Annotated in this window: 13 protein-coding genes and 3 tRNA genes; 5 read left to right on the forward strand and 11 right to left on the reverse strand. The window is 72.5% G+C overall.

The window, feature by feature from the left end; genetic code table 11:
- Positions 1–60 precede the first annotated feature (60 nt).
- From ACF08B_RS09680 to ACF08B_RS09695, 4 genes are all read right to left on the reverse strand, one after another.
- Positions 61–1,857: an HEXXH motif domain-containing protein gene (locus ACF08B_RS09680; RefSeq protein WP_392316857.1), complete on the reverse strand. Its 1,797-nt coding sequence runs from the start codon at positions 1,855–1,857 to the stop codon at positions 61–63.
- Positions 1,858–1,878: 21 nt separating this feature from the next.
- Positions 1,879–2,061, reverse strand: coding sequence for a hypothetical protein (locus ACF08B_RS09685; RefSeq protein ID WP_093477886.1), 183 nt, complete (start codon positions 2,059–2,061; stop codon positions 1,879–1,881).
- Between the two features lie 86 nt (positions 2,062–2,147).
- Positions 2,148–3,251 carry a caspase family protein gene (locus ACF08B_RS09690; RefSeq protein ID WP_392316858.1) on the reverse strand — a complete coding sequence of 368 codons (1,104 nt, stop codon included), beginning with the start codon at positions 3,249–3,251 and terminating at the stop codon, positions 2,148–2,150.
- Positions 3,248–4,294: a hypothetical protein gene (locus ACF08B_RS09695; RefSeq protein WP_392316859.1), complete on the reverse strand. Its 1,047-nt coding sequence runs from the start codon at positions 4,292–4,294 to the stop codon at positions 3,248–3,250. Before ACF08B_RS09695 ends, ACF08B_RS09690 begins: the two co-directional genes overlap by 4 nt.
- 292 nt (positions 4,295–4,586) lie before the next feature.
- Between ACF08B_RS09695 and ACF08B_RS09700 the strand changes: the two genes are divergently transcribed.
- A complete protein-coding gene (locus ACF08B_RS09700) occupies positions 4,587–5,930 on the forward strand; it encodes a cation:proton antiporter (RefSeq protein ID WP_392316860.1) in 1,344 nt (447 codons plus the stop codon).
- An 83-nt stretch (positions 5,931–6,013) separates the two neighbouring features.
- Here ACF08B_RS09700 and fxsT read toward each other — a convergent pair whose 3' ends face one another.
- The 6 genes from fxsT to ACF08B_RS09730 all read right to left on the reverse strand — a co-directional run bounded on the left by fxsT (position 6,014) and on the right by ACF08B_RS09730 (position 13,933).
- Positions 6,014–10,552, reverse strand: a complete 4,539-nt coding sequence (fxsT, locus tag ACF08B_RS09705) for an FxSxx-COOH system tetratricopeptide repeat protein (RefSeq protein WP_392316861.1) — start codon at positions 10,550–10,552, stop codon at positions 6,014–6,016.
- Complete coding sequence (locus ACF08B_RS09710) at positions 10,552–11,673, reverse strand: AAA family ATPase (RefSeq protein WP_392316862.1); 1,122 nt, start codon at positions 11,671–11,673, stop codon at positions 10,552–10,554. Before ACF08B_RS09710 ends, fxsT begins: the two co-directional genes overlap by 1 nt.
- A complete protein-coding gene (locus tag ACF08B_RS09715) occupies positions 11,670–13,307 on the reverse strand; it encodes a hypothetical protein (RefSeq protein WP_392316863.1) in 1,638 nt (545 codons plus the stop codon). Before ACF08B_RS09715 ends, ACF08B_RS09710 begins: the two co-directional genes overlap by 4 nt.
- Before the next feature lie 224 nt (positions 13,308–13,531).
- Positions 13,532–13,605: transfer RNA gene (locus ACF08B_RS09720), tRNA-Ile, on the reverse strand.
- A 176-nt stretch (positions 13,606–13,781) separates the two neighbouring features.
- Positions 13,782–13,854 (reverse strand) — tRNA-Asn (locus ACF08B_RS09725).
- 6 nt (positions 13,855–13,860) lie between these two features.
- A tRNA-Asn gene (locus ACF08B_RS09730) sits at positions 13,861–13,933 on the reverse strand.
- A 161-nt stretch (positions 13,934–14,094) separates the two neighbouring features.
- On the opposite strand from ACF08B_RS09730, the gene ACF08B_RS09735 reads away from it, so the two are divergent.
- The 4 genes from ACF08B_RS09735 (at position 14,095) to ACF08B_RS09750 (ending at position 19,731) form a co-directional block, all read left to right on the forward strand.
- Positions 14,095–14,400 carry a hypothetical protein gene (locus ACF08B_RS09735; protein WP_073893709.1) on the forward strand — a complete coding sequence of 102 codons (306 nt, stop codon included), beginning with the start codon at positions 14,095–14,097 and terminating at the stop codon, positions 14,398–14,400.
- An 83-nt stretch (positions 14,401–14,483) separates the two neighbouring features.
- The gene (locus ACF08B_RS09740; protein ID WP_392316864.1) at positions 14,484–15,938 is read left to right on the forward strand and encodes an FGGY family carbohydrate kinase; all 1,455 of its coding nucleotides are present in this window, start codon (positions 14,484–14,486) and stop codon (positions 15,936–15,938) included.
- Positions 15,939–16,069: 131 nt separating this feature from the next.
- A complete protein-coding gene (locus ACF08B_RS09745) occupies positions 16,070–17,803 on the forward strand; it encodes an ABC transporter ATP-binding protein (RefSeq protein ID WP_392316865.1) in 1,734 nt (577 codons plus the stop codon).
- Positions 17,803–19,731: an ABC transporter ATP-binding protein gene (locus ACF08B_RS09750; RefSeq protein ID WP_093477871.1), complete on the forward strand. Its 1,929-nt coding sequence runs from the start codon at positions 17,803–17,805 to the stop codon at positions 19,729–19,731. The genes ACF08B_RS09745 and ACF08B_RS09750 overlap by 1 nt, the downstream gene beginning before the upstream one ends.
- A gap of 55 nt (positions 19,732–19,786) precedes the next feature.
- Here ACF08B_RS09750 and ACF08B_RS09755 read toward each other — a convergent pair whose 3' ends face one another.
- The gene (locus tag ACF08B_RS09755; protein WP_392316866.1) at positions 19,787–20,983 is read right to left on the reverse strand and encodes an RNA polymerase sigma factor; all 1,197 of its coding nucleotides are present in this window, start codon (positions 20,981–20,983) and stop codon (positions 19,787–19,789) included.
- Positions 20,984–21,125 lie beyond the last annotated feature (142 nt).

Raw genomic sequence — 21,125 nt, forward strand, 5'->3', positions numbered from 1 at the left:
CGCCCTGCCCGCGGGGTGCCGACGCGCGGCCCGGCCGGAGTCCGGACGACGGGGAACCGGTCAGCCCGGGCGGGAGGCGAGCCAGCGGGTGACTCGGCGCGGGTCGGCCGGCGTCCCGGACACGCGGAGTTCACGGTGGACGGCGCGCGGCAGCTCGGGACGGCCGAGGAGCGTGCCGTCGGGGTCGGCCGCAAGGACGAGGCCGGTCCAGGCCTCGGCGGATTCGGGGTCGTCGGCCAGCAGGCGGGCGTAGGCGTCCGTGGCGGCGGGGTCGCCCGCGACGAGGGCGCGGTCGGCGGCGGACGCCGCGGGCCGCCCGGCGCCGGGCGGCGCACCGAGGCGCCGCCGGATCAGCCCGGTGCGGGCGTGCGACCAGGGTGCGGCGAGATCCGGCACGACGGAGGAGCGGGCGATGCGGAAGTCGGCCGGGATGCCCGCGGCGAAGGCCCGGGCGAGGGCACGCGCGTCCTCCGGGGCGGGGCTCAGATGCCGTATCCGCCAGCCGGTGCGGTGGTCCCTCGCCGCGAACTCGGCGAGGGCCGCGACGTCGGGCCGGATCCGCTCGTCCCCCCACCAGGAGGACAGCCGCGCGGTCATGCCCCGCAGGAACCGGCGCCCGTGCCCGGTCAGTCCCGGATCGGCGGCCAGCACCCGGACGGCCTCCTCCGTCTGCCGTCTGCGCAGCGCGAACTCGAATGCGGCGAGGGGGCGTTCGGCGCGCGGTGCCTCGTCCAGGTAGCGGGACCAGAAGTCGGTGACGCCCAGGAAGGCGTACGCGCCCTGAAGCAGTCCGCCGAGGGGCCGGGGATCGTCCCGCCAGGGGGCGTAGTGCCGCTCGGCACCGCTGTCCTGTTCCAGCGTCAGCAGATGCAACAGCGCGCCCAGTTTGGTGTGCTGGAACTCGTGGACCAGGGTGACCGCCAGGGTCACCGGATCGGGAGGCAGCGAGGTCAGCACTGCGCCGAAGGCGTCGCCGGAGGAGGCGCTGAGGACCACCCCGCCGGGCGCCGGTTCCACGTCGGTGACGGTGCGCAGTCCCTCGGCGACCGCCGCGGCCGTGCCCGGGTCGACGCGCGTCAGCAGGCCCAGCGCGCCGCCGAACAGCTCCTGCCAGCGCGTGATCCGGTCCTTGCCGAGGCGGCGCGGCGGCAACGGCTCGCCGAGGTGCCGGTAGGGGTCGATGTCGTCGAGCAGGACGGTCACCGGCCGCCCGGCCGCGTCCGCGCGCAGGGTGCGCAGTCCCTGCCAGCCGGGCACGTCGCCGCCGGGGGTCCCGGGCGGCTCGGGCGGCCCCACGCTCTCGCCGTACGCGTCGACCCGTAACCGGCCCCCGGACACGACGACTTCCGCGGTCCCCCAGTGCGGGCGGCCCGATAAGCGGGCCAGCCCGAGGGTGGGGAACATCGCGGTGCCGTCCCGCACCGGCACGGTGGTGCGCAACGGCAGCCCCGCGCGCAGCGCGGCGACGGAGCACACCGCGAACAGATGGCCGAGGTCCGTCCACAACGGCCCGTCCCCCCAGGCCGTGTGGGTCAGCCGCCGGAGGCTGTGTCCCAGCCAGATGCCGATCTGCGGGTGCAGCAGCAGCTCACGGAACTCCTCCGGAGCCTCCTCCTGAGCCGCGGTCAGGGTGTCCCAGGCGCTGTCGACGGCAGGGAGGGGACCCAGCGCGCCGGGGGTGGAGGCCATGGTGTCGAGCAGGGCGCGCAGCAGCAGAAGGCGCCTGCTGTACTCGGTCCGCCGCAGGAAACGGATCGTCCCCGGACCTCCCCGGCCCGCGGCCAGGTCCTCGAAGTACGCCGAGGGGATGAGATGGTGCGCGGCACGGGGGCGTCCGGAACGTCCGTCGGTCTGCACAGGTCTCCTCCCCGGGAACCGTCAGGCGGTCCGTCCGGGCGGTCCCTCACCACCGGAGAAGTTGACCCGCGGCCGCTCGACCTGACAGAGCAGCCTGTTCAGTGAGCGCGCGTAGACGTCCGCGCTCTGCGACCTGAGGGCGGAGAGTGGGACGTCGCTGAGATCGGCCAGTTCGGATCCCATGAACTCCGCGGACGTATCCATGCGACATCCCCCTGTGAACGCCCTGCATCCCGATGACTTCATGATGACGCATGGCGGAAGTGTTCGGGAAGACCGTGATCAGCCGGTCAGGCGCCCTGTTCCGGAGCGAGCCAGCGCGCCGCCCAGTCCTTCAGCTCCCGCTGCTCCAGCGAGCCCGGTTCGATCAGGGCGACCGCCTCCACCAGGGCGGCCAGGCCACCCGGGTGGCGCCGGCAGGTGCGGACGATGCTGATGATGTCGGGGCGCGGGGCCCCCAGCCGGGGGATGGAGGAGGACAGGTCGGCGGGCAGCATGCCGAGGACGAGCTGGCGCTGGTCCCGGTCCGCCATGCCGGGCCACCCGGCGAGCAGGTTGACCAGTTCGCTCAGCGCCGCGTCCGGCACCGGTTCCTCCCGGCGCCGCGCGTCGGGGAAGACCAGTTGGCGTACGTCGCTGGTCCAGGACCGGTACCAGAGCGAGGTGGGCCGCTGCGTCCCGCCGGTGAACTGCCCGATCACGCCGTCCGCGACCTTGCCCATGTCCGGCGGCCAGCTCTCGCCGCCCGCCGCGGTCAGGGCGGCCAGGGCGGCACGGGAGAACACCCCGGTCCGCCGCGCGGGGTCGTTGACCGCCCGCTGCCCGGGGGCGGAGGCCAGCAGGACGAACTGCTCCCGGCCGGGCAACCGGTCGCCGCCCGGCGGGAGTTCGGCCGGCAGTGAGCGGGCGAGGCCGAGGTTCTCGACGAAGGTCTGGCAGGAGTCCACCAGCCAGATCTGCCGTCCGAAGCCGGGCAGCAGATCGGTGGTGAAGGCGTTCAGCCACGCGTCCAGGTCCAGGTTCCGCTTGTCGTCGGTGCCGGCGTCGGCGTAGAAGAGCCGGCGGTGCCCCTGGGGGTCGGTGACGCCGTGCCCGCCCCAGAACACCCACAGCAGATCGCCCTCAAGGCGGGGCAGCCGTCGGGTCAGCACCTCCTGCACCGTCTCCCGTACGGCGGTCCCCGCGGGGACGTCGACGTCCGGCCCACCGGCCCCGGGCAGCTCCTCCAGCAGCAGGTGGATGTGGGCGGCGGGGACCCCGCGTCCGCGCAGCCACGCGGTGAAGCGGCGGGCGTCGGCGGCGGGCCCGGGCAGGTCCCAGGACGGCCCGGCGGCATACCGCTCCACCCCGGCCACGACGGCGTACGTACGGTCCGGGCGCGCGGCGGCGGTCACGGCAGCTCCCCGGCGAGGAGCCGGTACAGCTCGGGGTTGCTCCAGTAGGCGCTGTGCGAGAGCGGGAAGGGCTGCCGGCTGTCCACGGCGAGGTCGTCGACCCGGCCGGGGAACACGCCCGCCCCGAGGTAGCTGAGCAGGTCCCGCCGGTCGTACACGTTCAGCCAGCGCGGTACGTGCGCGGGCAGCGGGCTGCCGTGCTCCAGGCTGGGCAGCGCGCCCAGCTCGTAGAGGAACGGCGCCTGCGAGCCGACGGTGACCAGCAGCGCGACCTCGGGCAGGGGGCGCAGCACGAGCAGGTCGAGCGAGGCGATGCCGCCGAGGCTGTGCGCGAGGAGCACGACGGGCGGCTCCGCCGTACGCACCGCCTCCGCGATCGCCTCGCGGATCGCGGCGCCCCGGGAGAGGTAGAGCAGCACGTCGCCCGCGGCCGGGTGGGCGGCGTCGGTGAGCGCCGAACGCCGTTTCACCGCCTGGGCGGAGGCGAGCCCGAGCGCCAGCCGTCCGGCCATCCGCTTGACCTTCCGGGTCACCGGTCCGCGGTGCGTCCCCGGGCCGGCCGTCCCGGGGAGCAGCTCGGTGATCCGGGCGACCGCCTCGTCCCGCGCGGTGCCGTCGAGGGCGGGCGCCGGTCCTTCCTCCCCGGCCCGCCGCCGTACCGCCTCCGCGAGGAACGCCCGCGCCAGCACGGCCGCCGGGTCCTGCGCGGCGGGATCGCGCAGGAAGCGCCGGCAGTCCGGCGCGGTGAGCACGGCGGCCACGGCGGCGGCGAAGTCGTCGCCGGTCCCGGCCTCCTCGAGCAGTCCGCGCAGCCGGGCGTCCGAGGTGAGCGTCAGGGCCGCCGCGGAGATGTCCTCGCCCGGCGGCCGGGCTCCCGGCGCCAGCTCGGCCGGGGCCGCGGACTCCGAGGCGAGCAGTCGGAGTTCGAGCAGCGGGTCCAGATAGAGCAGTCCCCAGAACTCGACGTCCGCGTCGAGGTCGCCGTCCCGCTCGTCGACGGCGCGCGCGCCGGGAATGTCACGCCCGGTCGCGTACCCCGGCACGGAGATACCGTTCGAATGGAGTACCGATCCTGCGCTTCCCCCCCAATAGCAGGAATTTATCCGGATTTCCGGGCGTAGCGACCGGAAACCTTGCTGTACGCGTTCCAGGGTTTCGCTGAAACCCGGCTCGCGCACCCCGGTGCCGTGTACGAATAACACCGTCGTCACTGCCGACCCCCCGCTCGTGACGGCATATACCAAGTGCAGGCAACAATAGGCCGTTTGCCCGAAACCGGCTACACTCCGTACAGACTCCGCCACTGCGGCGGCACTTGCCGGAAGGGGGATGCCGGTGAGCACGGACGCCATCGTCACCCATGTGGTAGCCGCTCTCGCGGTGGTGATCACGGCTTCGTACACCATGGGCGCGGTGGCCCGCAGGCTCGGTCAGCCGCCGGTCATCGGCCAGTTGTTCGCGGGCATCGCCCTCGGCCCCAGCCTGCTGGGCCTCGTCCCGGGCGGCGTTTACGAAACCCTCTTCCCGAAGCAGATCCAGCCCATTCTGACCTCCCTGTCACAAGTGGCGCTGGTCCTCTTTCTCTTCGCCGTCGGATATGAGCTGGACCTGCGTATGCTGCGCGGCCAGAATGCGGTGTCCGCGGTCTCGCTGGGTGGATTCGCCATTCCCATGCTGATGGGCGCCGGAGCCGTCCTGCTCTTTCCCGGAGGATTCGGCTCCGCCAACGGCGGCCATCCGGTCGACGCCACCTTCACCCTCTACATGGCGGTCGCGCTGTCCATCACTGCGGTGCCCGTCCTCGCCAGCATCATCAGGGACCAGGGGGTGGCCGGCACCAGGCCGGCCGTCATCGCCATGGCCGCCGCGGGTGTCATCGACGCGCTGAGCTGGCCGGTGCTCGCCGTGGTGCTGGTGGGCAGCACGGACGGATCGACGCCGGCCTGGACCGTCCGGGTGGCCCTGCTCGCCGGGTACCTCCTGGTGATGCTCTTCGCCGTACGGCCCCTGCTGGTGTGGTGGATGCGCAGGCCGGGCGCCCTGATGACCAACCAGGTGCCCGTCGCGGTCGCCGTCGCCCTCGGTTCGGCCTGGGCCACCAGTGCGCTCGGGCTGCACGTCATCTTCGGCGCACTGCTGGCCGGGCTCATCATGCCCCGCCAGCCCGACGGTGTGCCGGACAGCCGGCTGCTGCGCCCGCTCCAGGAGACCGGCGGACTGCTGCTGCCGGTGTTCTTCGCGATCTCCGGGATGGCCGTCCGGCTCAGCGGGCTGCGAAGCTCCGACCTGCTGCTCCTGGGGTTGATATGTGTCACGGCGGTCGTGGGCAAGGTGGCCGCGGGCGCCCTCTCGGCCCGCGCGGCCCGGATGCCGTGGCGCGACTCGGTGGTGATCGGCGTCCTGCTCAACACCCGCGGGCTGACCGAACTCATCGTGCTCAACGTCGGGCTGGAGGCCGGAGTGATCGGCTCGCGCCTGTACGCCCTGCTGGTCGTGATGGCGCTGCTCACCACCTCGGCCACCGGTCCGCTGCTGACACTGCTGTACCGCCCGGACGGCCCGCCGCTGCCCGGGCACGCAGGTGACGCCCGCTACGACGAGAAGGTGCCGGACAGCCGGCCCGGACCGGAGCCGGGGCAGTCCCCCGCCGCGGACGCCGAGCCGGCCCCGCGGACGTAGCGCCGCGGACACGGCACCACCGACACGCGGAGCCGGTCGGGCCCGGAGCGGGCCCGACCGGCTCTCTCGTTCCAGGGGGGTGGCTAGAACGGCACGGGCGCGATGTCCACCTCGGCGCGCCGGCTGCTGGCGGCGGCCGTGGTCGCGGGGTGGCTCTCGCCGAGCGTACGGCGATAGCGCGTCAGGGTCTCGGTGTGCAGTGCCGTGGCCTCGTCGTCGCGGCGCAGTGCCCGCAGGTCGAGGACCACGTTGTTGGCGCAGGCCAGCGTGGTCGGGTGGTCCTCGCCCTGGTTGCGGGTCAGGATCTGAAGCGACTTGCTGTCCAGTTCCAGGGCTTCCGCGTGCCGCCCATGGGCACTGTGCTGGGTGGCCGTGCCGAGGGCGGCGGCCAGGGTGAGGATGTGCTCCTCGCCCAGGGACTCGCGCATGCCGGGCAGCGCCGCGTCGAGGTGCTCGTCGGCGGCGCCGAGCTCCCCGAGCTGCCGCAGGGTGATGGCCACGTTCGTGCGGGCGGACAGCGTGTACGGGTGGGCGTCGCCGAGCTTCGCCGCGTAGCGCACGACGGTGGCCTCGCCGAGCTCCTTGGACCGCGGCAACTGGCCGTCCTGCCTCAGGTCGTTGACCAGGTTCGCCGCGCAGGCGACGGCGTCCGGGTGGTCGGCGCCGTAGCGGCTCTCGAACTTCGTCAGGGCCTGTTCGCCGAGTCGCAGGGCCCCCTCGTGGTCGCCCGCGCGACGGCGGCACACCGCGAGGACCCGGGCGCAGCTGACGCTCGCGGGGTTGTCCTCGCCGTAGTTGTCGATGTAGCGGGTGTACACGTCCTCCTGGTGGACGACGGCTCCCAGGTAGTCGCCGGTCTCGCGCAGGTCGATGGAGAGACCGCTGAGGGTGCTCAGGGTGTCGAGGTGGTTCTCGCCGAGCGTGACGGCGCGCAGCCGGGCCGTCTCCGTGTCGCGTTCGCGCGCCTCCTGGTACAGGCCCATCAGCCGCAGGCCGACACCGAGACTGTGGGCCGCGCGGAGCGTGGCCGGGTCGTCCTCGCCGAAGGCCCGCAGCGAGCGGTCGTAGACCGACCGGTTGATCTCCAGCGCCCTGGGCATCTCGGCCCTGAGCCGCAGACCGCTGCAGAGCTGGATGAGGGCGTCCAGGGTGCCTTCGTCGTCCTCGCCCGCGATCCGGATGTAGGTGTCGGCGGTGCGCTGCATCATCTCGGCGGCCTCCCGGTACTCGCCGAGCATGCGCAGCAGGAAGGCCAGCCACTTCGCCATCTGCAGCGTCTGGAGGTCCTCGGCACCGAACTTCTCGGTCCAGATCTCCAGCGCCTCGCGGGCCATCGCCGCGGCGCCGTCGTGGTCGCCCCACACGTAGAGGAACTCCACGATGCCCCGGACCAGGCCGCGCACCCAGGGGGATTCGCACTCCACGGCGCGGGACACCACCACGTGCGGCAGCAGTGCCTGGTAGCGCGGCCACAGCTCGCGCGAGCCCGGGCTGTTGGGGTTGGCGTCGGCGAGGAGCAGGTGCGCGCCGTGCCGCATGTCCGCCTGCTGCTGCGGGGACATGCGGTTGACCAGCACCGCCTGGACCAGTCGGTGCAGCTGGATGGTGTCGTGCCGGTGCTCGATCCGGGCCAGTGCGTAGACGTTGATCTCCCGGATGGCCCGGCCCAGTTTGATGGGGTCGCGCAGGGCCTCGTCCAGCTCGGGGGCGATGGTGGTGCTCCGCGAGTTGTTGAACAGGCTGCGGGAGATCGGCTCGGGCGCGAAGAACGAGGAGACCTGGAGGAGCTGGAGGGCCGCCGGGTTGCGCTGCTCCAGCTGCCGCAGCGAGACGTCCCAGGCCGCGGCGACCGACATGGGGTAGTCGGGCGACGGGACGAGTTCGAGCATCAGCTCGGCGATCTTCTCGTTGATCAGCCGCAGGTACTCGGGCACGGACATACCGGTGACCGCCTGCCAGGCGGCCGCCTGCTCGATGGCGAGCGGCAGGTCGCCCAGGGCCTCGGCGAGCCGGTCGGCGTCGCCGTCGCTCAGGTTGCGGGCGCGGCGGCGCAGCAGCGCCTTGCTCTCCTCACGGGTGAAGACGTCGACGGACAGCGTCCTCGCGACCCGGTCCCACTCCTGGTTGCGGGAGGTGATGAGGATCTTGCCGGTGCCGCCGGTCGGGAAGTAGGGGCGTACGGCCTCCACGTTCTCGGCGTTGTCGAACACCAGCAGCCACCGGTCGTACGGGTGGCCCCGGCGCAGTGCCTCGCGCACCGCGGGGACGGCCCGGTTGGCCTCGCTGCTCACGTTCAGGCCCAGCCGGTGGGCGAGTTCGGTGAGGGCGGTGAGGATCATCGTCGGCTGTTCCGACGGGATCCACCACACCACGTCGTAGTCGGAGGCGTACCGGTACACGTATTCGATGGCGATCTGCGACTTTCCGACACCGCCCATGCCGTGCAGGGCGTGCGGCAGCACGGCCGAGGTGTCGCCGGTCACCAACTGCTCACGGACCTGCTCCAGCAGGTCCTCGCGGCCGACGAAGTTGGGGTTGTTCGGCGGGACGTTGCCCCACACGGCGGGCACGGAGGTGCGTGCCGTGGTGTGCGGGGACGGCGTTGACTGCGGTGCGGCCGGTACCGGTGTGCCGCGTGCCGGGGTGACGGCGTCCGACTGCCCGTCGGGGCTCGGTGCCGGAATGCCCTTGGCCGGGTTGCTGTTGACGGCGCCCCCGTCCTCACGCTGGTGCTGACTGGCAGTGGTGTCGGTCATGATCAGGCCGTCCGTGTCGGAATTTATGTCTACATTGTGGACATCGTGGACCATTCGCTCCGTGTTCTGCGTGATCGACGCTCCCGGCAGAGCCCCTTCCAGAGCTGCGCTGATGCGTCGGGCACGGAGCAGATAGGGCCCCGAGAGGGCACGGAGGACCGCCAGTTCCACGCGCACGAACGGCAGGCTCTCCGCCGTGACCGGAGGATCGGGCGCCTCTTCGGGAGCGAGCAGGGCGCCGTGCAGCCCGCGGGCCGCCTCGAAGCGGTCTCCGTAGAAGTCGGACACCGAACTGACCACCCGCGCCGTGTCCGCGCGCATCGCGGCGGACAGCAGTTCCTCGCGTGCGCCGTCGACGAAGTCCAGCGGGATACGGGCGGGGTCGCCGGCCGGTTCGCCGGGCGGGGTCTGCTCCAGCAGGCCGCTCAGGAACAGCTCGGCCAGATGCACCGGTTGGGCCTCCGGCACCAGCTTGCGCTGTACGTCCCGCACCAGGCGGGGTTCGAGGACCGCGGCGGCCAGATGGGTGGCCAGCCGGAAGGCGGTGGGGGTGGCGTGGCTGCGGAAACGCCGGATGCGCTCCCGTACCGACGGCACCGGGACGTCGTGGGGCGGCTCGCGGTCGTCGTCCGGGACGGGCCGCTCGGGCACGCCCAGCAGCAGCACGGGGGCGTCGACCCGGCCGGACTCGTCGCCGGCCACCAGCCGGGCCCAGCGGCCCAGCCAGTCGGCGTCCAGTTCCAGCACCGGGACGGCCACCGTCCACTTGTCGGGCGGCGGGTCGAACGGGTCGCGCTGCTCCGGCGGGAAGTGCACGGACAGTTCGGTGTTGCGGGCTCCCGCGCGCGGGCTGTGCAGTCGGGCCTGCCGGGGCACCACGGCGGTGCGGTGCCAGTCCCGCTGGGACAGCAGGTGCACCACAGCGACCGGCCCGGCGGCCCCCCACAGCTCCAGCGCCGCACGGCCGGCGTCGCCCCGCCACAGCGGCCCCAGGCCGTCGGTCAGCACCAGGACGATCCGGCGGCCGGTCCGGTCCACCAGCTCGCCGGGGGCACCGGCGCGTTCGTCGTCCGGATGCGGGCCGCGCAGCACCGCCTCCTCGCCGCCGGGCCCCTCGCGCAGGCCCAGCCGGCGCACCCGCACGTCCCGGAAGGCGCCCAGCTGCTCCGCCACGGCGGTGAACTCGGTGATCGTCTGCTGCCAGATCACCATCGTCGGATGATCGTCCACCACCAGGACGAGATCGAACCGGCGCTCGTCCGCCGACCGGGTGTACGGCAGCCAGAGGCCGTCCTCGGCGGCGTGCTCGGCGGTGGCCTCCTCGTCCAGCTCCACCTCGGACGCCGAGGGCACCACCTGCTTCAGCGGTCGCAGCCGCCGGCCGATCTCCGGCGCGTCGCGCAGATCCGGTCCCGGCGCGACCGCCGCACGGGCCTCGCCGTACGCGGCCCGCCGCCCCGTACCGGCCCCGGATCCGGACGTGTCGGTCCCGGTGCGCAGGTACCGCAGCGGTGTCCGTGGCGCGTCGGCCGCCGGCGAGGGCCACGGCCGCCCGCCCGCCGGTCCCTCCCGGCCGCCGGGTGCCGCCCGGTCCGCCGCGGGGGCCGTCCGCGGCTCCGGCCGAGAGCCCTCCGCCCCCTGCGGTCCGCCGTCCGCCGGCTCACCGGGCGGATCCCCGGGCCCGGGCCCGGCGGCCCGCCGTCCGGACGGTTCGGGCAGCCCGGAGAGCCCCGGCGGCGTGGACGGCCGGGGCTGCGGCGGGCGGTCGGACGGGGGCAGCCGCGCCGCCAGCGTCTGGTACGCGTGCAGCCACAGCGCCTCCGCCAGTTCGACGGGCTCCGGGTACGGACGCGGGTCCTCACCCATCAGGGCGCCCCCGACAGCTCACGCCAGAGGGCCTCCAGCAGGTCGCCCCAGGCCGCGTCGTCGTCGCGGACACCGGCCGTGCGCAGGAAGACGGCGTTGAGCAACTGGTCGGCCGCCAGCCCGCCGTGTTCCCGGCTGCGCTCCACGAACGCGCGGATCAGCGCGTCGTGGCGGCCGTCCTGGTCCCGGAAGTGGGCCGCGATCATGGCGGCGAGCTGGTCCTCGCGCGGCGGCGAGACGTCGAGCCGGACGCAGCGGCGCAGGAAGGCCGGCGGGAACTGCCGCTCCCCGTTGCTGGTGATGACGACGAACGGGAAGGCCCGGCACCGGATCCGCCCGTCGGTCACCGTGACCGTGCTGTCCGGGTCGTCGGTGAACACCTGCGCGTGCCGCTCCCGCTGGCGGGCGCGGACCAGCTCGGGGATGTCGTAGGCGCCGTTCTCCAGCACATGGAGGAGGTCGCTGGGCAGGTCGATGTCGCTCTTGTCCAGCTCGTCGATGAGCAGGACGCGCGGCAGCTCGTACGGCAGCAGCGCGGTGCCCAGCGGTCCGAGCCGGACGAAGTCCCCGATCCGCGCTCCCCCGCCGTCCGGACCCGGCCCCGCCTCGCCGTCCGCGCCGGTGCCCGGCGCCGCGGACGTCCCGGCGGCCGCCGGACCGCGGCCGAGGGAGGCCTGGGCGCGGCCGATGGCGTCGTACTCGTACAGGCCCGAGCGCAGGGTGCTCCGGGAGGTGATGCCCCAGTGCAGCACCCGGCCGAGGCCCAGCTCGCGCGCGACCAGGTAGGCGAGCGTCGACTTGCCGATGCCGGGGCGGCCCGTGACGAGCAGCGGGCGGCGCAGCAGCAGGGCCGTGTTGATCATGTCGATGTCGTGCGGGTTCTGACGGGGGGTGGCGCGGCCCGCGCCACCGAGCCGGCGGTCGGTCTCGGCGCTCTCGGCCGGTACGGGCGGCAGTACCGGTCCGCCGTCGAAGTCCCGCCACGCGGGTGGCGGTGGCAGTACGTCGCCGAGGCGGATGTCGGCCAGCGGCTGCCCGGTGCCTCGGTAGATCCACCAGCTGCGGCTGCTGACGGACCCTCCGTTCCCGGTGCTCTCGACCGGGTGATGGACACCGTTCATGAATCCCCCTCGTCGTCGTGTCCGCCCCGCGTGCTCCCGGAATCCGCTCCCGGGGACGACCCGTCGACGATGCGGTTCGGGTCGTCGAACAGAACCGCGAAATGACGGCCGGCGTGCGCGTCCCGCTGCGCCGCGGCGGCGGTCGCCGCCTCGTTGCGCAACTGCTGAACCCGCTGCGGCAGTTCGATCGGCTTTCCCTTGATGATCTTCTTCACCCGTTTTCGGAACTCGCCCGGTGGTTCCGGCCGGCGGTCCCAGACCGCCAGCGGGACCCCGGCGCGCAGGGCGGCCTCCAGCGAGGCCTGGCTGCCGGCGGGCCCCGGCAGCGGCGGTGCGTTGAGCGCGACCGAGACCAGCCGCTCGTCGGCGGTCAGCCTGCTCGTCCACTGCACGGGGTCGTGGCCGCGCCGCCCGGTGGTGTCCCAGTGGCAGACGATGCCGGCGTCCTCGGTCATCTGCTGCCAGCGGTTGTGCCAGCGCCGGTGGAACTCGCGGGCGCGCATGCGCTCCAGGCTCCGCAGGACCACCGGATAGCTGAGGCACAGCGCGGTCGACGAGGAGGACTGCGAGGCCATCGGCAGCCACTCCAGGGGATGGTTCAGCAGATGGAAGGGCAGGACGAACTCCAGCACCGGTCTGCCGGGCCGCCCGGCCCAGTCCCTCTCGGCCCGGACGACCAGCCGCTCCACGGTGGCCTCCACGTCCTTCAGGGCCACGATCTGGTCCTCTCCACGCTCCGGCCGCCAGGGTCCCGGACGTATCTGCCGCCAGTGGGACAGCAGATAGTGGTCCGGGGTCATCCCGTGTCTGCTGAGCTGGATAACGAGGCAGGCGGGCGCCGGTTGTGCCGTGGGGGCCTGCGCGATCTCCGCGCGCAGCGCCTTGAGCTGCGCCCCCGTGCCGAGCCTGCGCGCCTGGGCGTCGTTCCACGCCCGCAGCCCGTCGGCGACCTGGCGGTGGGCGTCTCCCTCCAGCGCGGCGACGACGTGCTCGACGAGGGCCATGACGGGGAGCAGTCCGTCGGCGCGGGCGTTGACCTGGGAGAGGAAGTCGAAGGCGTCGCGGAGGGTGGAGACCCGCCGGTCCGGGAGCGTCAGCTCACCGGCCGCCGCGTACAGCACACCGCGCACGTCGAGATGGCGGACGCGGGACAGCAGGGAGTGGACTTCGCGCGACTCCGCCTCGGAGAGCACCGCCAGCACCGGGGAGGTGACGGCCAGCTCGCTGATCCGGAGCACGGGCACGGTGTTGGGGGCGTAGTCGTTGAGGGTCGCGGCCAGCTCGGGAAGCCCGCCGGGCTCCCTCAGGCAGGCGCGGACGATCTCCAGCATCTCGGGCCGGGTCCGGCCGTGGCGCCGGATGTTGCCTAACTCGGGTAACCGGCTCGCCAGCATATTGATCAAGAGATCGCGCCCCTCCGGTGCATCGAGTCCCGTCACCGCGCACATCTGATCAACCAGCTCACGCTCGAGTCCTGGCGCACGACCGCCATTTCCGTCGCCGAACAAGCGTCCCCCCGTCTCGCCCGGTCCCCTCAACTCCTCGTCGCAGTCGGGCAGTCCGGGCTCCGCCGCTCTGCGTCCAGGGTATGGCCCGGGCCTGACACGTCGCCACCCTGCGCAGCCGGATCTCATGGGAGCCGTCGTGGCCGCGGGGCGGCGGTCCGGGCGGCCGGCCGCGCCCGCCCCACCCGCCCCACCAGGACCGCCGGACCCCCGCCGCGCACGGGTCCGCACGGGTGACACGACCCGGGAAGGTCCGCCGACGACGAAAGCGCGGGCCGGGAATACTCCCGGCCCGCGCTTGATCGTGTTCCTCACCACGCAGGTCGCATCGTTTCTGCACCTGCGGTGTCCTGTGGGGCGGGTGGGACTCGAACCCACGGCCGACGGATTATGAGTCCGCTGCTCTAACCGGCTGAGCTACCGCCCCATAGCGGCGTGTCGCGTACATGTGTGCGCGCCGTCTGCCGCAGCATAGCCGCTCATACGATCTCCTGCTTCGGATGGTCGGCTTCCGCGCTGCTCATGAACCTGAGGACATCTCCGCAGGCGCGGCGGTTCCCCGTGGACATGAAAAAGGACCCCGGAGGGTCCTCGTTCAGCGTGCTCCCCCGACTGGACTCGAACCAGTAACCTGCCGGTTAACAGCCGGCTGCTCTGCCAATTGAGCTACGGAGGACCGAAGCTCCCCCGACTGGACTCGAACCAGTAACCTGCCGGTTAACAGCCGGCTGCTCTGCCAATTGAGCTACGGAGGATCGCCTCGATTGCATCGAACGTACCTACCTGGGTATTCGCCAGGGGGCGGGCGCTCGCTGCGACACATACATTAGCGCAAGCAGGGGGGTGCTCCGCCAATCGGTATCCCCCGGCGCCGACGCCGCACCAGAGACCTAGGCACAAGGGAAGGGTGGCAGCCATGCGCTACCGGCTCACGTTCGTCGCCGGAATGGCACTCGGTTACGTACTCGGCACGAGGGCCGGACGCGAGCGCTACGAGCAGCTGAAGAAGTCCGCTCAGCAGATCATGCAGAACCCGGCCGTCCGCAACACCGCGGAGAGCGCCGCCCAGCAGGGCCGCGTCTACGCCGGGAAGGCCTTCCACACGGTCAGCGACAAGGTCGGCGACCGTGTCCCGGCCTCGGTCGCCCAGCGCGTCCGCTCCCTGCGCGAGCGCAACGTCAACGGCACGGCCGACGACGACTGGGGCACGAGCAACACCTGACGTCCCAGCTCGGCGCCGGTGCTCCGGGACCGCCCGCGGCGCCCTGGCGGAAGCAGCCCCGGCGGTACGGCAAAATCTTCGGTATGGGGATAGTCGCCGGCTTGGACAGCTCGCCCGATTTCACGCGCATCGTGGTCTGTGACACGGACACCGGTGCCGTACTCCGGCAGGGATACGCACCGCATCCGGTGGAGACGCCGGACGGTGCGGGCCGCCCCAGCGACGTCGACCCGCAGGCCTGGCTGCTCTCCCTGGGCGAGGCCGCGGGGGGCGGCCTGCTGGAGGGCGTGCAGGCCATCGGCGTCTCCGCCCAGCAGAACGCGCTGGTCCCGCTGGACGCCCAGGGCAACACGGTCCGCCCGGCGCTGGTCGGCGGCGACAAGCGGGCGCAGGTCGCGGCGGCCGATCTGGTCGACGCGCTCGGCGGGCGCGAGGCGTGGGCGCAGGCCGTGGGCTGCGCGCCCCAGGCCGCCCAGCCGGTCACCAAGCTGCGCTGGCTGGCCAAGAACGAGCCCGAGAACGCCCTGCGCACGGCCGTGCTGCTGCAGGCCCACGACTGGCTGGTGTGGCAGCTGCTCGGGCGGCCGGTGCGGCGGACCACCGACCGGGGCGGCGCCTCCGGCACCGGCTACTGGTCCGCGGCGAGCGGCGGCTACCGGCCCGACCTGGTCGAGCTGGCCCTCGGCCACCAGGCGATACTCCCCGAGGTGATCGGCCCTTCGGACGCGGCCGGCACGACCCCGGAGGGGCTGCTGATCTCCGCCGGGACCGGCGAGACCATGGCCGCCGCGTTCGGGCTCGGGATCGGGCTCGGGGACGCGGTGGTGTCCCTCGGGGCGTCCGGATCGGTGATGGCCGTGCACCCGGAGGCGCTCGTCGACCAGTCCGGGATGATCACCTCGCTGGCCGACGCCACCGGCATGCACCTGCCGGTCGTCACCACCCTGAACGCCGTACGGACCCTGCGCGGCGCCACCGAACTCCTCGGGCTGCCGGATCTGGAGAGCCTGTCCGACCTGGCCATGAAGTCCACGCCGGGCTCCCACGGACTGGTGCTGCTGCCCTACCTGGAGGGTGAGCGGACGCCGAACCTCCCGCACACCGCGGGGACGCTCGCGGGGCTGCGACGGGAGTCGATGAAGCCCGAGCACCTGGCGCGGGCCGCGTTCGAGGGCATGCTGTGCGGACTCGGCGACGCGCTGGACGTCCTGCGCGGGCGGGGCGTGGACGTGCGCCGGATCTTCCTGCTCGGCCAGGCCGCCGAGCTGCCCGCCGTGCAGGCCGCGGCGCCCTCGCTGTTCGGTGCCCAGGTCGTCGTGCCGCAGCCCGCGGACTACGCGGCGATCGGCGCGGCCCGGCAGGCGGCCTGGGCGCTCGGGGTGTCGCAGGGCACGCTCGACCCGCGCACCCCGCCGGCCTGGCAGGGCGCCGCGGCGCAGGTGCTGGAGCCGGGCGAGGAGCTGGCGGTGGGCCAGGCGGTACGGCAGCAGTTCACCGCGGTGCGGGAGCAGACCCATCCGGGCGCGTTCCGCCCGTAGCACCGCGAACCCGTATGGCTGCCGGTTCGCCGCTGTCGGCTTAATCGGTTGAGGTAACGCGGGTGGAGTGTCGGACGATAGGGGCCAGGGGCAACCACCCCGCCCCCACCGCCGACTCCGAGAGACGTAGCGTGCTCATACGACTTCTGCGGACCTATCTCAGGCCCTACAAGAAACCCATAGCGTTCCTGGTGCTGCTGCAGTTCCTGCAGACCTGCGCCACCCTCTACCTGCCCACCCTGAACGCGGACATCATCGACAACGGTGTCGTCAAGGGGGACACGGGCTACATCCTGTCCTTCGGTGCCCTGATGATCGGCATCTCGCTGGTCCAGGTCGTGTGCAACATCGGTGCCGTGTACTTCGGCGCCAGGACCGCCTCCGCCCTCGGCCGGGACGTGCGCGGTGCCGTCTTCGACCGGGTGCAGTCCTTCTCCTCCCGTGAGCTGGGCCACTTCGGGGCGCCCTCGCTCATCACCCGTACGACGAACGACGTGCAGCAGGTCCAGATGCTGGCCCTGCTGACGTTCACCCTGATGGTCTCCGCGCCCATCATGTGCGTCGGCGGCATCGTGCTCGCCCTCGGTCTCGACGTCCCGCTGTCCGCCGTGCTCGTCGCGGTCGTCCCGGTGCTCGGCATCTGTGTGACGCTGATCGTGCGCCGGCTGCGGCCGCTGTTCCGGACCATGCAGGTCCGGCTCGACACGGTGAACCGGGTGCTGCGCGAGCAGATCACCGGCAACCGGGTGATCCGCGCCTTCGTCCGCGACGAGTACGAGCAGGGCCGCTTCGGGAGGGCCAACGGCGAGCTCACCGAGATGCAGCTGGCCACCGGCCGGATGCTCGCGCTGATGTTCCCGATCGTGATGACGGTGGTGAACGTGTCGTCGATCGCCGTGGTGTGGTTCGGCGCGCACCGCATCGACAGCGGCGGCATGAAGATCGGCGACCTGACCGCGTTCCTCGCCTATCTGATGCAGATCGTCATGTCCGTGATGATGGCCACCTTCATGTTCATGATGGTGCCGCGCGCGGAGGTCTGCGCCGAGCGCATCCAGGAGGTCCTGGGGACCGACTCCAGCGTGGTGCCGCCGGCCGCGCCGGTCACCGAGCTGCGCCGCCACGGGCACCTGGAGATCCGCGGGGCGGGCTTCCGCTACCCGGGTGCCGAGGAGCCGGTGCTGACGGACATCGCGCTGGAGGCCCGGCCGGGTGAGACGACCGCCGTGATCGGCTCCACCGGCAGCGGCAAGTCGACCCTGCTCGGACTCGTCCCCCGGCTGTTCGACGCCACCGAGGGCCAGGTGCTGGTGGACGGCGTGGACGTCCAGGAGGTCGAGCCGAAGCTGCTCGCGAAGACCGTCGGGCTCGTGCCGCAGAAGCCGTACCTGTTCGCCGGCACGGTCGCCACCAACCTGCGCTACGGCAATCCGGACGCCACCGACGAGGAGCTGTGGCACGCGCTGGAGGTGGCGCAGGCCAAGGACTTCGTGCACAAGCTGGAGGGCGGCCTGAACGCGCCGATCGCCCAGGGCGGCACCAACGTGTCCGGCGGCCAGCGGCAGCGGCTCGCCATCGCCCGCACCCTCGTGCAGCGCCCGGAGATCTACCTCTTCGACGACTCCTTCTCCGCGCTCGACTACGCGACGGACGCGGCGCTGCGCTCGGCACTCTCCCGGGAGACCGCCGAGGCGACCGTCGTCATCGTCGCCCAGCGGGTGGCGACCATCCGGGACGCCGACCGGATCGTCGTGCTGGACGAGGGCCGGGTCGTCGGCACCGGCCGGCACCACGAGCTGATGGCATCCAACGAGACCTACCGGGAGATCGTGCTCTCCCAGCTGACGGAAGCGGAGGCCGCCTGATGGCCGGGCCCATGGGACGCATGATGGCCGGGGGCGGCCCCGACCAGCGCTCGATGGACTTCAAGGGCTCGGGCAAACGGCTCGTCGCCCAGTTCAAGCCCGAACGGGTCACCATCTACGCCCTGTTGTTCTGCGTGGTCGTCAGTGTCGGCCTGAGCGTGATCGGCCCGAAGATCCTCGGCCGCGCCACCGACCTGGTGTTCTCCGGCATCATCGGCCGGCAGATGCCGGCCGGGGCCAGCAAGGAGCAGGTCCTCGACTCGATGCGCGAGCGGGGCCAGGGCTCCGTCGCGGACATGCTCCAGGGCACCGACTTCACCCCCGGCGAGGGCATCGACTTCGACGCCGTGGGGCACGTCCTGCTGCTGGCCCTGGGCACGTTCCTGGTCGCCGGTCTGCTGATGGCCGTCGCGACCCGGCTGGTCAACCGGGCCGTGAACCGCACCATGTACCGGCTGCGCGAGTCCGTGCAGACGAAGCTGTCGCGGCTGCCGCTGTCGTACTTCGACAAGCGTCAGCGCGGCGAGGTGCTGTCCCGGGCGACCAACGACATCGACAACATCGGACAGACGCTCCAGCAGTCGATGGGCCAGCTGATCAACTCGCTGCTGACCATCATCGGCGTGCTCGTGATGATGTTCTACGTCTCCTGGATCCTGGCCCTGGTCGCGCTGGTGACCGTGCCGCTGTCGTTCGTGGTCGCCACCCGGGTCGGCAAGCGCTCGCAGCCGCACTTCGTCCAGCAGTGGCGCTCCACCGGCAAGCTGAACGCCCACATCGAGGAGATGTACACCGGGCACACCCTGGTGAAGGTGTTCGGCCGGCAGGAGGAGTCGGCGAAGCAGTTCGCCGAGCAGAACGACGCCCTGTACGAGGCCGGGTTCAAGGCGCAGTTCAACAGCGGTGTCATGCAGCCGCTGATGATGTTCGTGTCCAACCTGAACTACGTGCTCGTGGCAGTCGTCGGCGGTCTGCGGGTGGCGTCCGGCGCGCTGTCCATCGGTGACGTGCAGGCGTTCATCCAGTACTCGCGGCAGTTCTCCATGCCGCTGACGCAGGTCGCGTCGATGGCGAACCTGGTGCAGTCCGGCGTCGCGTCGTCCGAGCGGATCTTCGAACTCCTGGACGCGGAGGAGCAGGAGGCGGATCCGGTGCCGGGCGAGCGGCCCGCGGAACTGCGCGGACGGGTGGGCCTGGAACACGTGTCCTTCCGCTACGACCCGGAGAAGCCGCTGATCGAGGACCTCTCGCTCAAGGTGGAGCCGGGGCACACGGTCGCGATCGTCGGCCCGACCGGCGCGGGCAAGACCACGCTGGTCAACCTGCTGATGCGGTTCTACGACGTCTCCGGTGGCCGGATCACCCTCGACGGCGTGGACATCCGGAGCATGTCCCGCGACGAACTGCGCTCCGGCATCGGCATGGTGCTCCAGGACACCTGGCTGTTCGGCGGCACCATCGCGGAGAACATCGCGTACGGCGCCTCCCGCGAGGTCACCCGGGGCGAGATCGAGGAGGCCGCCCGGGCCGCGCACGCCGACCGGTTCGTGCGGACCCTGCCCGACGGCTACGACACCGTGATCGACGACGAGGGCACCGGGGTCAGCGCGGGTGAGAAGCAGCTCATCACCATCGCGCGGGCGTTCCTGTCCGACCCGGTGATCCTCGTCCTGGACGAGGCGACCAGCTCGGTCGACACCCGCACCGAGGTGCTGATCCAGAAGGCGATGGCCAAGCTGGCGGCCGGCCGCACGTCGTTCGTGATCGCGCACCGGCTGTCGACGATCCGGGACGCGGACACCATCCTCGTGATGGAGAACGGGTCCATCGTCGAACAGGGCGCGCACACGGACCTGCTGGCGGCCGACGGCGCGTACGCCCGGCTGTACAAGGCCCAGTTCGCCCAGGCCGTGGCCGAGGTGGACTAGCGCCGAGCGGCGCCGGGGTGCCGCCGCCGCTGCGGCGGCACCCCGGCGGCCGGACTCAGTCGAGGTAACCCCTCAGCTGGTCCGCGAAGGCGTGGTCCCGGAGCTTGTTCAGCGTCTTGGACTCGATCTGCCGTATCCGCTCCCGCGTCACCCCGAACAGCCGGCCGATCTCCTCCAGCGTGCGCGGCCGGCCGTCGATGAGTCCGTAGCGCAGCTGGACCACCTTGCGCTCGCGCTCACCGAGCGTGGACAGCACCGCTTCCAGGTGCTCGCGCAGCAGCAGGAACGCGGCCGACTCCACGGGGCTGGCGGCGTCGCCGTCCTCGATGAGGTCGCCGAGGGCGACGTCGTCCTCCTCGCCCACCGGGGCGTGCAGCGACACCGGCTCCTGGGCGAGCCGCAGCACCTCGCCGACCCGCTCCGGCGGCAGGTCCAGATGGGCGGCGACCTCTTCCGGCGTCGGCTCGTAGCCCCGCTCCTGGAGCATGCGCCGCTGGACGCGGACCACCCGGTTGATCAGCTCCACGACGTGGACCGGGACGCGGATGGTGCGGGCCTGGTCGGCGAGGGCCCGGGACATGGCCTGGCGGATCCACCAGGTCGCGTAGGTGGAGAACTTGTAGCCGCGCGCGTAGTCGAACTTCTCCACCGCCCGGATGAGGCCCAGGTTGCCCTCCTGGACGAGGTCGAGCATGGTCAGGCCGCGGCCGACGTACCGCTTGGCGACGGAGACCACGAGCCGCAGGTTGGCCTCGATGAGCCGGCGCTTGGCCATCCGGCCCAGGACCACGAGCCGGTCCAGGTCGTTCGCCAACTGACTGTCCAGGTCGGGGGTGTTGCTCAGCTTCTCCTCGGCGAACAGGCCGGCCTCCACCCGGCGGGCGAGGTCGACCTCCTCGGCGGCGGTGAGCAGCGGGATGCGGCCGATCTCGCGCAGGTACTGGCGGAACAGATCGGCCGAGGGGCCGCCGGACTCGGCCCGGGTGGCGACTCGCGGCCCGACGGGCTCGGTGATCTCCTCGGGCTCCGCGGCCTCCCCCGGCTGCCCGGAGTCCTCCGTGAGCTCCTCGGCGGGCGGCTCCCCCGGGTCGGCGGGCGCCGATTCCGCGTGCAGGCCGCCACGGCCCTGCGGGGGCACGGCCACGAGGACGTCCGTCTCCGCGTCCGGCTCGTCCGCGGAGGTGCCGGTGGTGCCGGTGGTGCCGGTGGCACCGGTGTTGCCATCGGACTGGCTGAGGGTCTGGGTCTGCACGGGGGCGACCTCCAGGATGATCGCTGCCGAAGGTGTGCGGCAGCGGCACTTCGGGGGCGGAGAGTCGACGGCCTGCGCTCCGCGGACTCGGGCACCGCCCCCAGTGTGGAGTACGACACATCCCCGCCACGAGGGGCGTGCG

The organism is Streptomyces sp. NPDC015139 (assembly GCF_043079785.1).
Lineage (GTDB): Bacteria > Actinomycetota > Actinomycetes > Streptomycetales > Streptomycetaceae > Streptomyces > Streptomyces albidocamelliae.

Excerpts from the sequence above, each read along its gene's own strand:
- ACF08B_RS09740 (WP_392316864.1), top strand. The coding sequence starts at position 14,484 with ATGGGGATAGTCGCCGGCTTGGACAGCTCGCCCGATTTCACGCGCATC.
- ACF08B_RS09750 (WP_093477871.1), top strand. The coding sequence starts at position 17,803 with ATGGCCGGGCCCATGGGACGCATGATGGCCGGGGGCGGCCCCGACCAG.
- fxsT (WP_392316861.1), bottom strand. The coding sequence starts at position 10,552 with ATGGGTGAGGACCCGCGTCCGTACCCGGAGCCCGTCGAACTGGCGGAG.
- ACF08B_RS09715 (WP_392316863.1), bottom strand. The coding sequence starts at position 13,307 with ATGAGATCCGGCTGCGCAGGGTGGCGACGTGTCAGGCCCGGGCCATAC.
- ACF08B_RS09735 (WP_073893709.1), top strand. The coding sequence starts at position 14,095 with ATGCGCTACCGGCTCACGTTCGTCGCCGGAATGGCACTCGGTTACGTA.
- ACF08B_RS09710 (WP_392316862.1), bottom strand. The coding sequence starts at position 11,673 with ATGAACGGTGTCCATCACCCGGTCGAGAGCACCGGGAACGGAGGGTCC.
- ACF08B_RS09685 (WP_093477886.1), bottom strand. The coding sequence starts at position 2,061 with ATGGATACGTCCGCGGAGTTCATGGGATCCGAACTGGCCGATCTCAGC.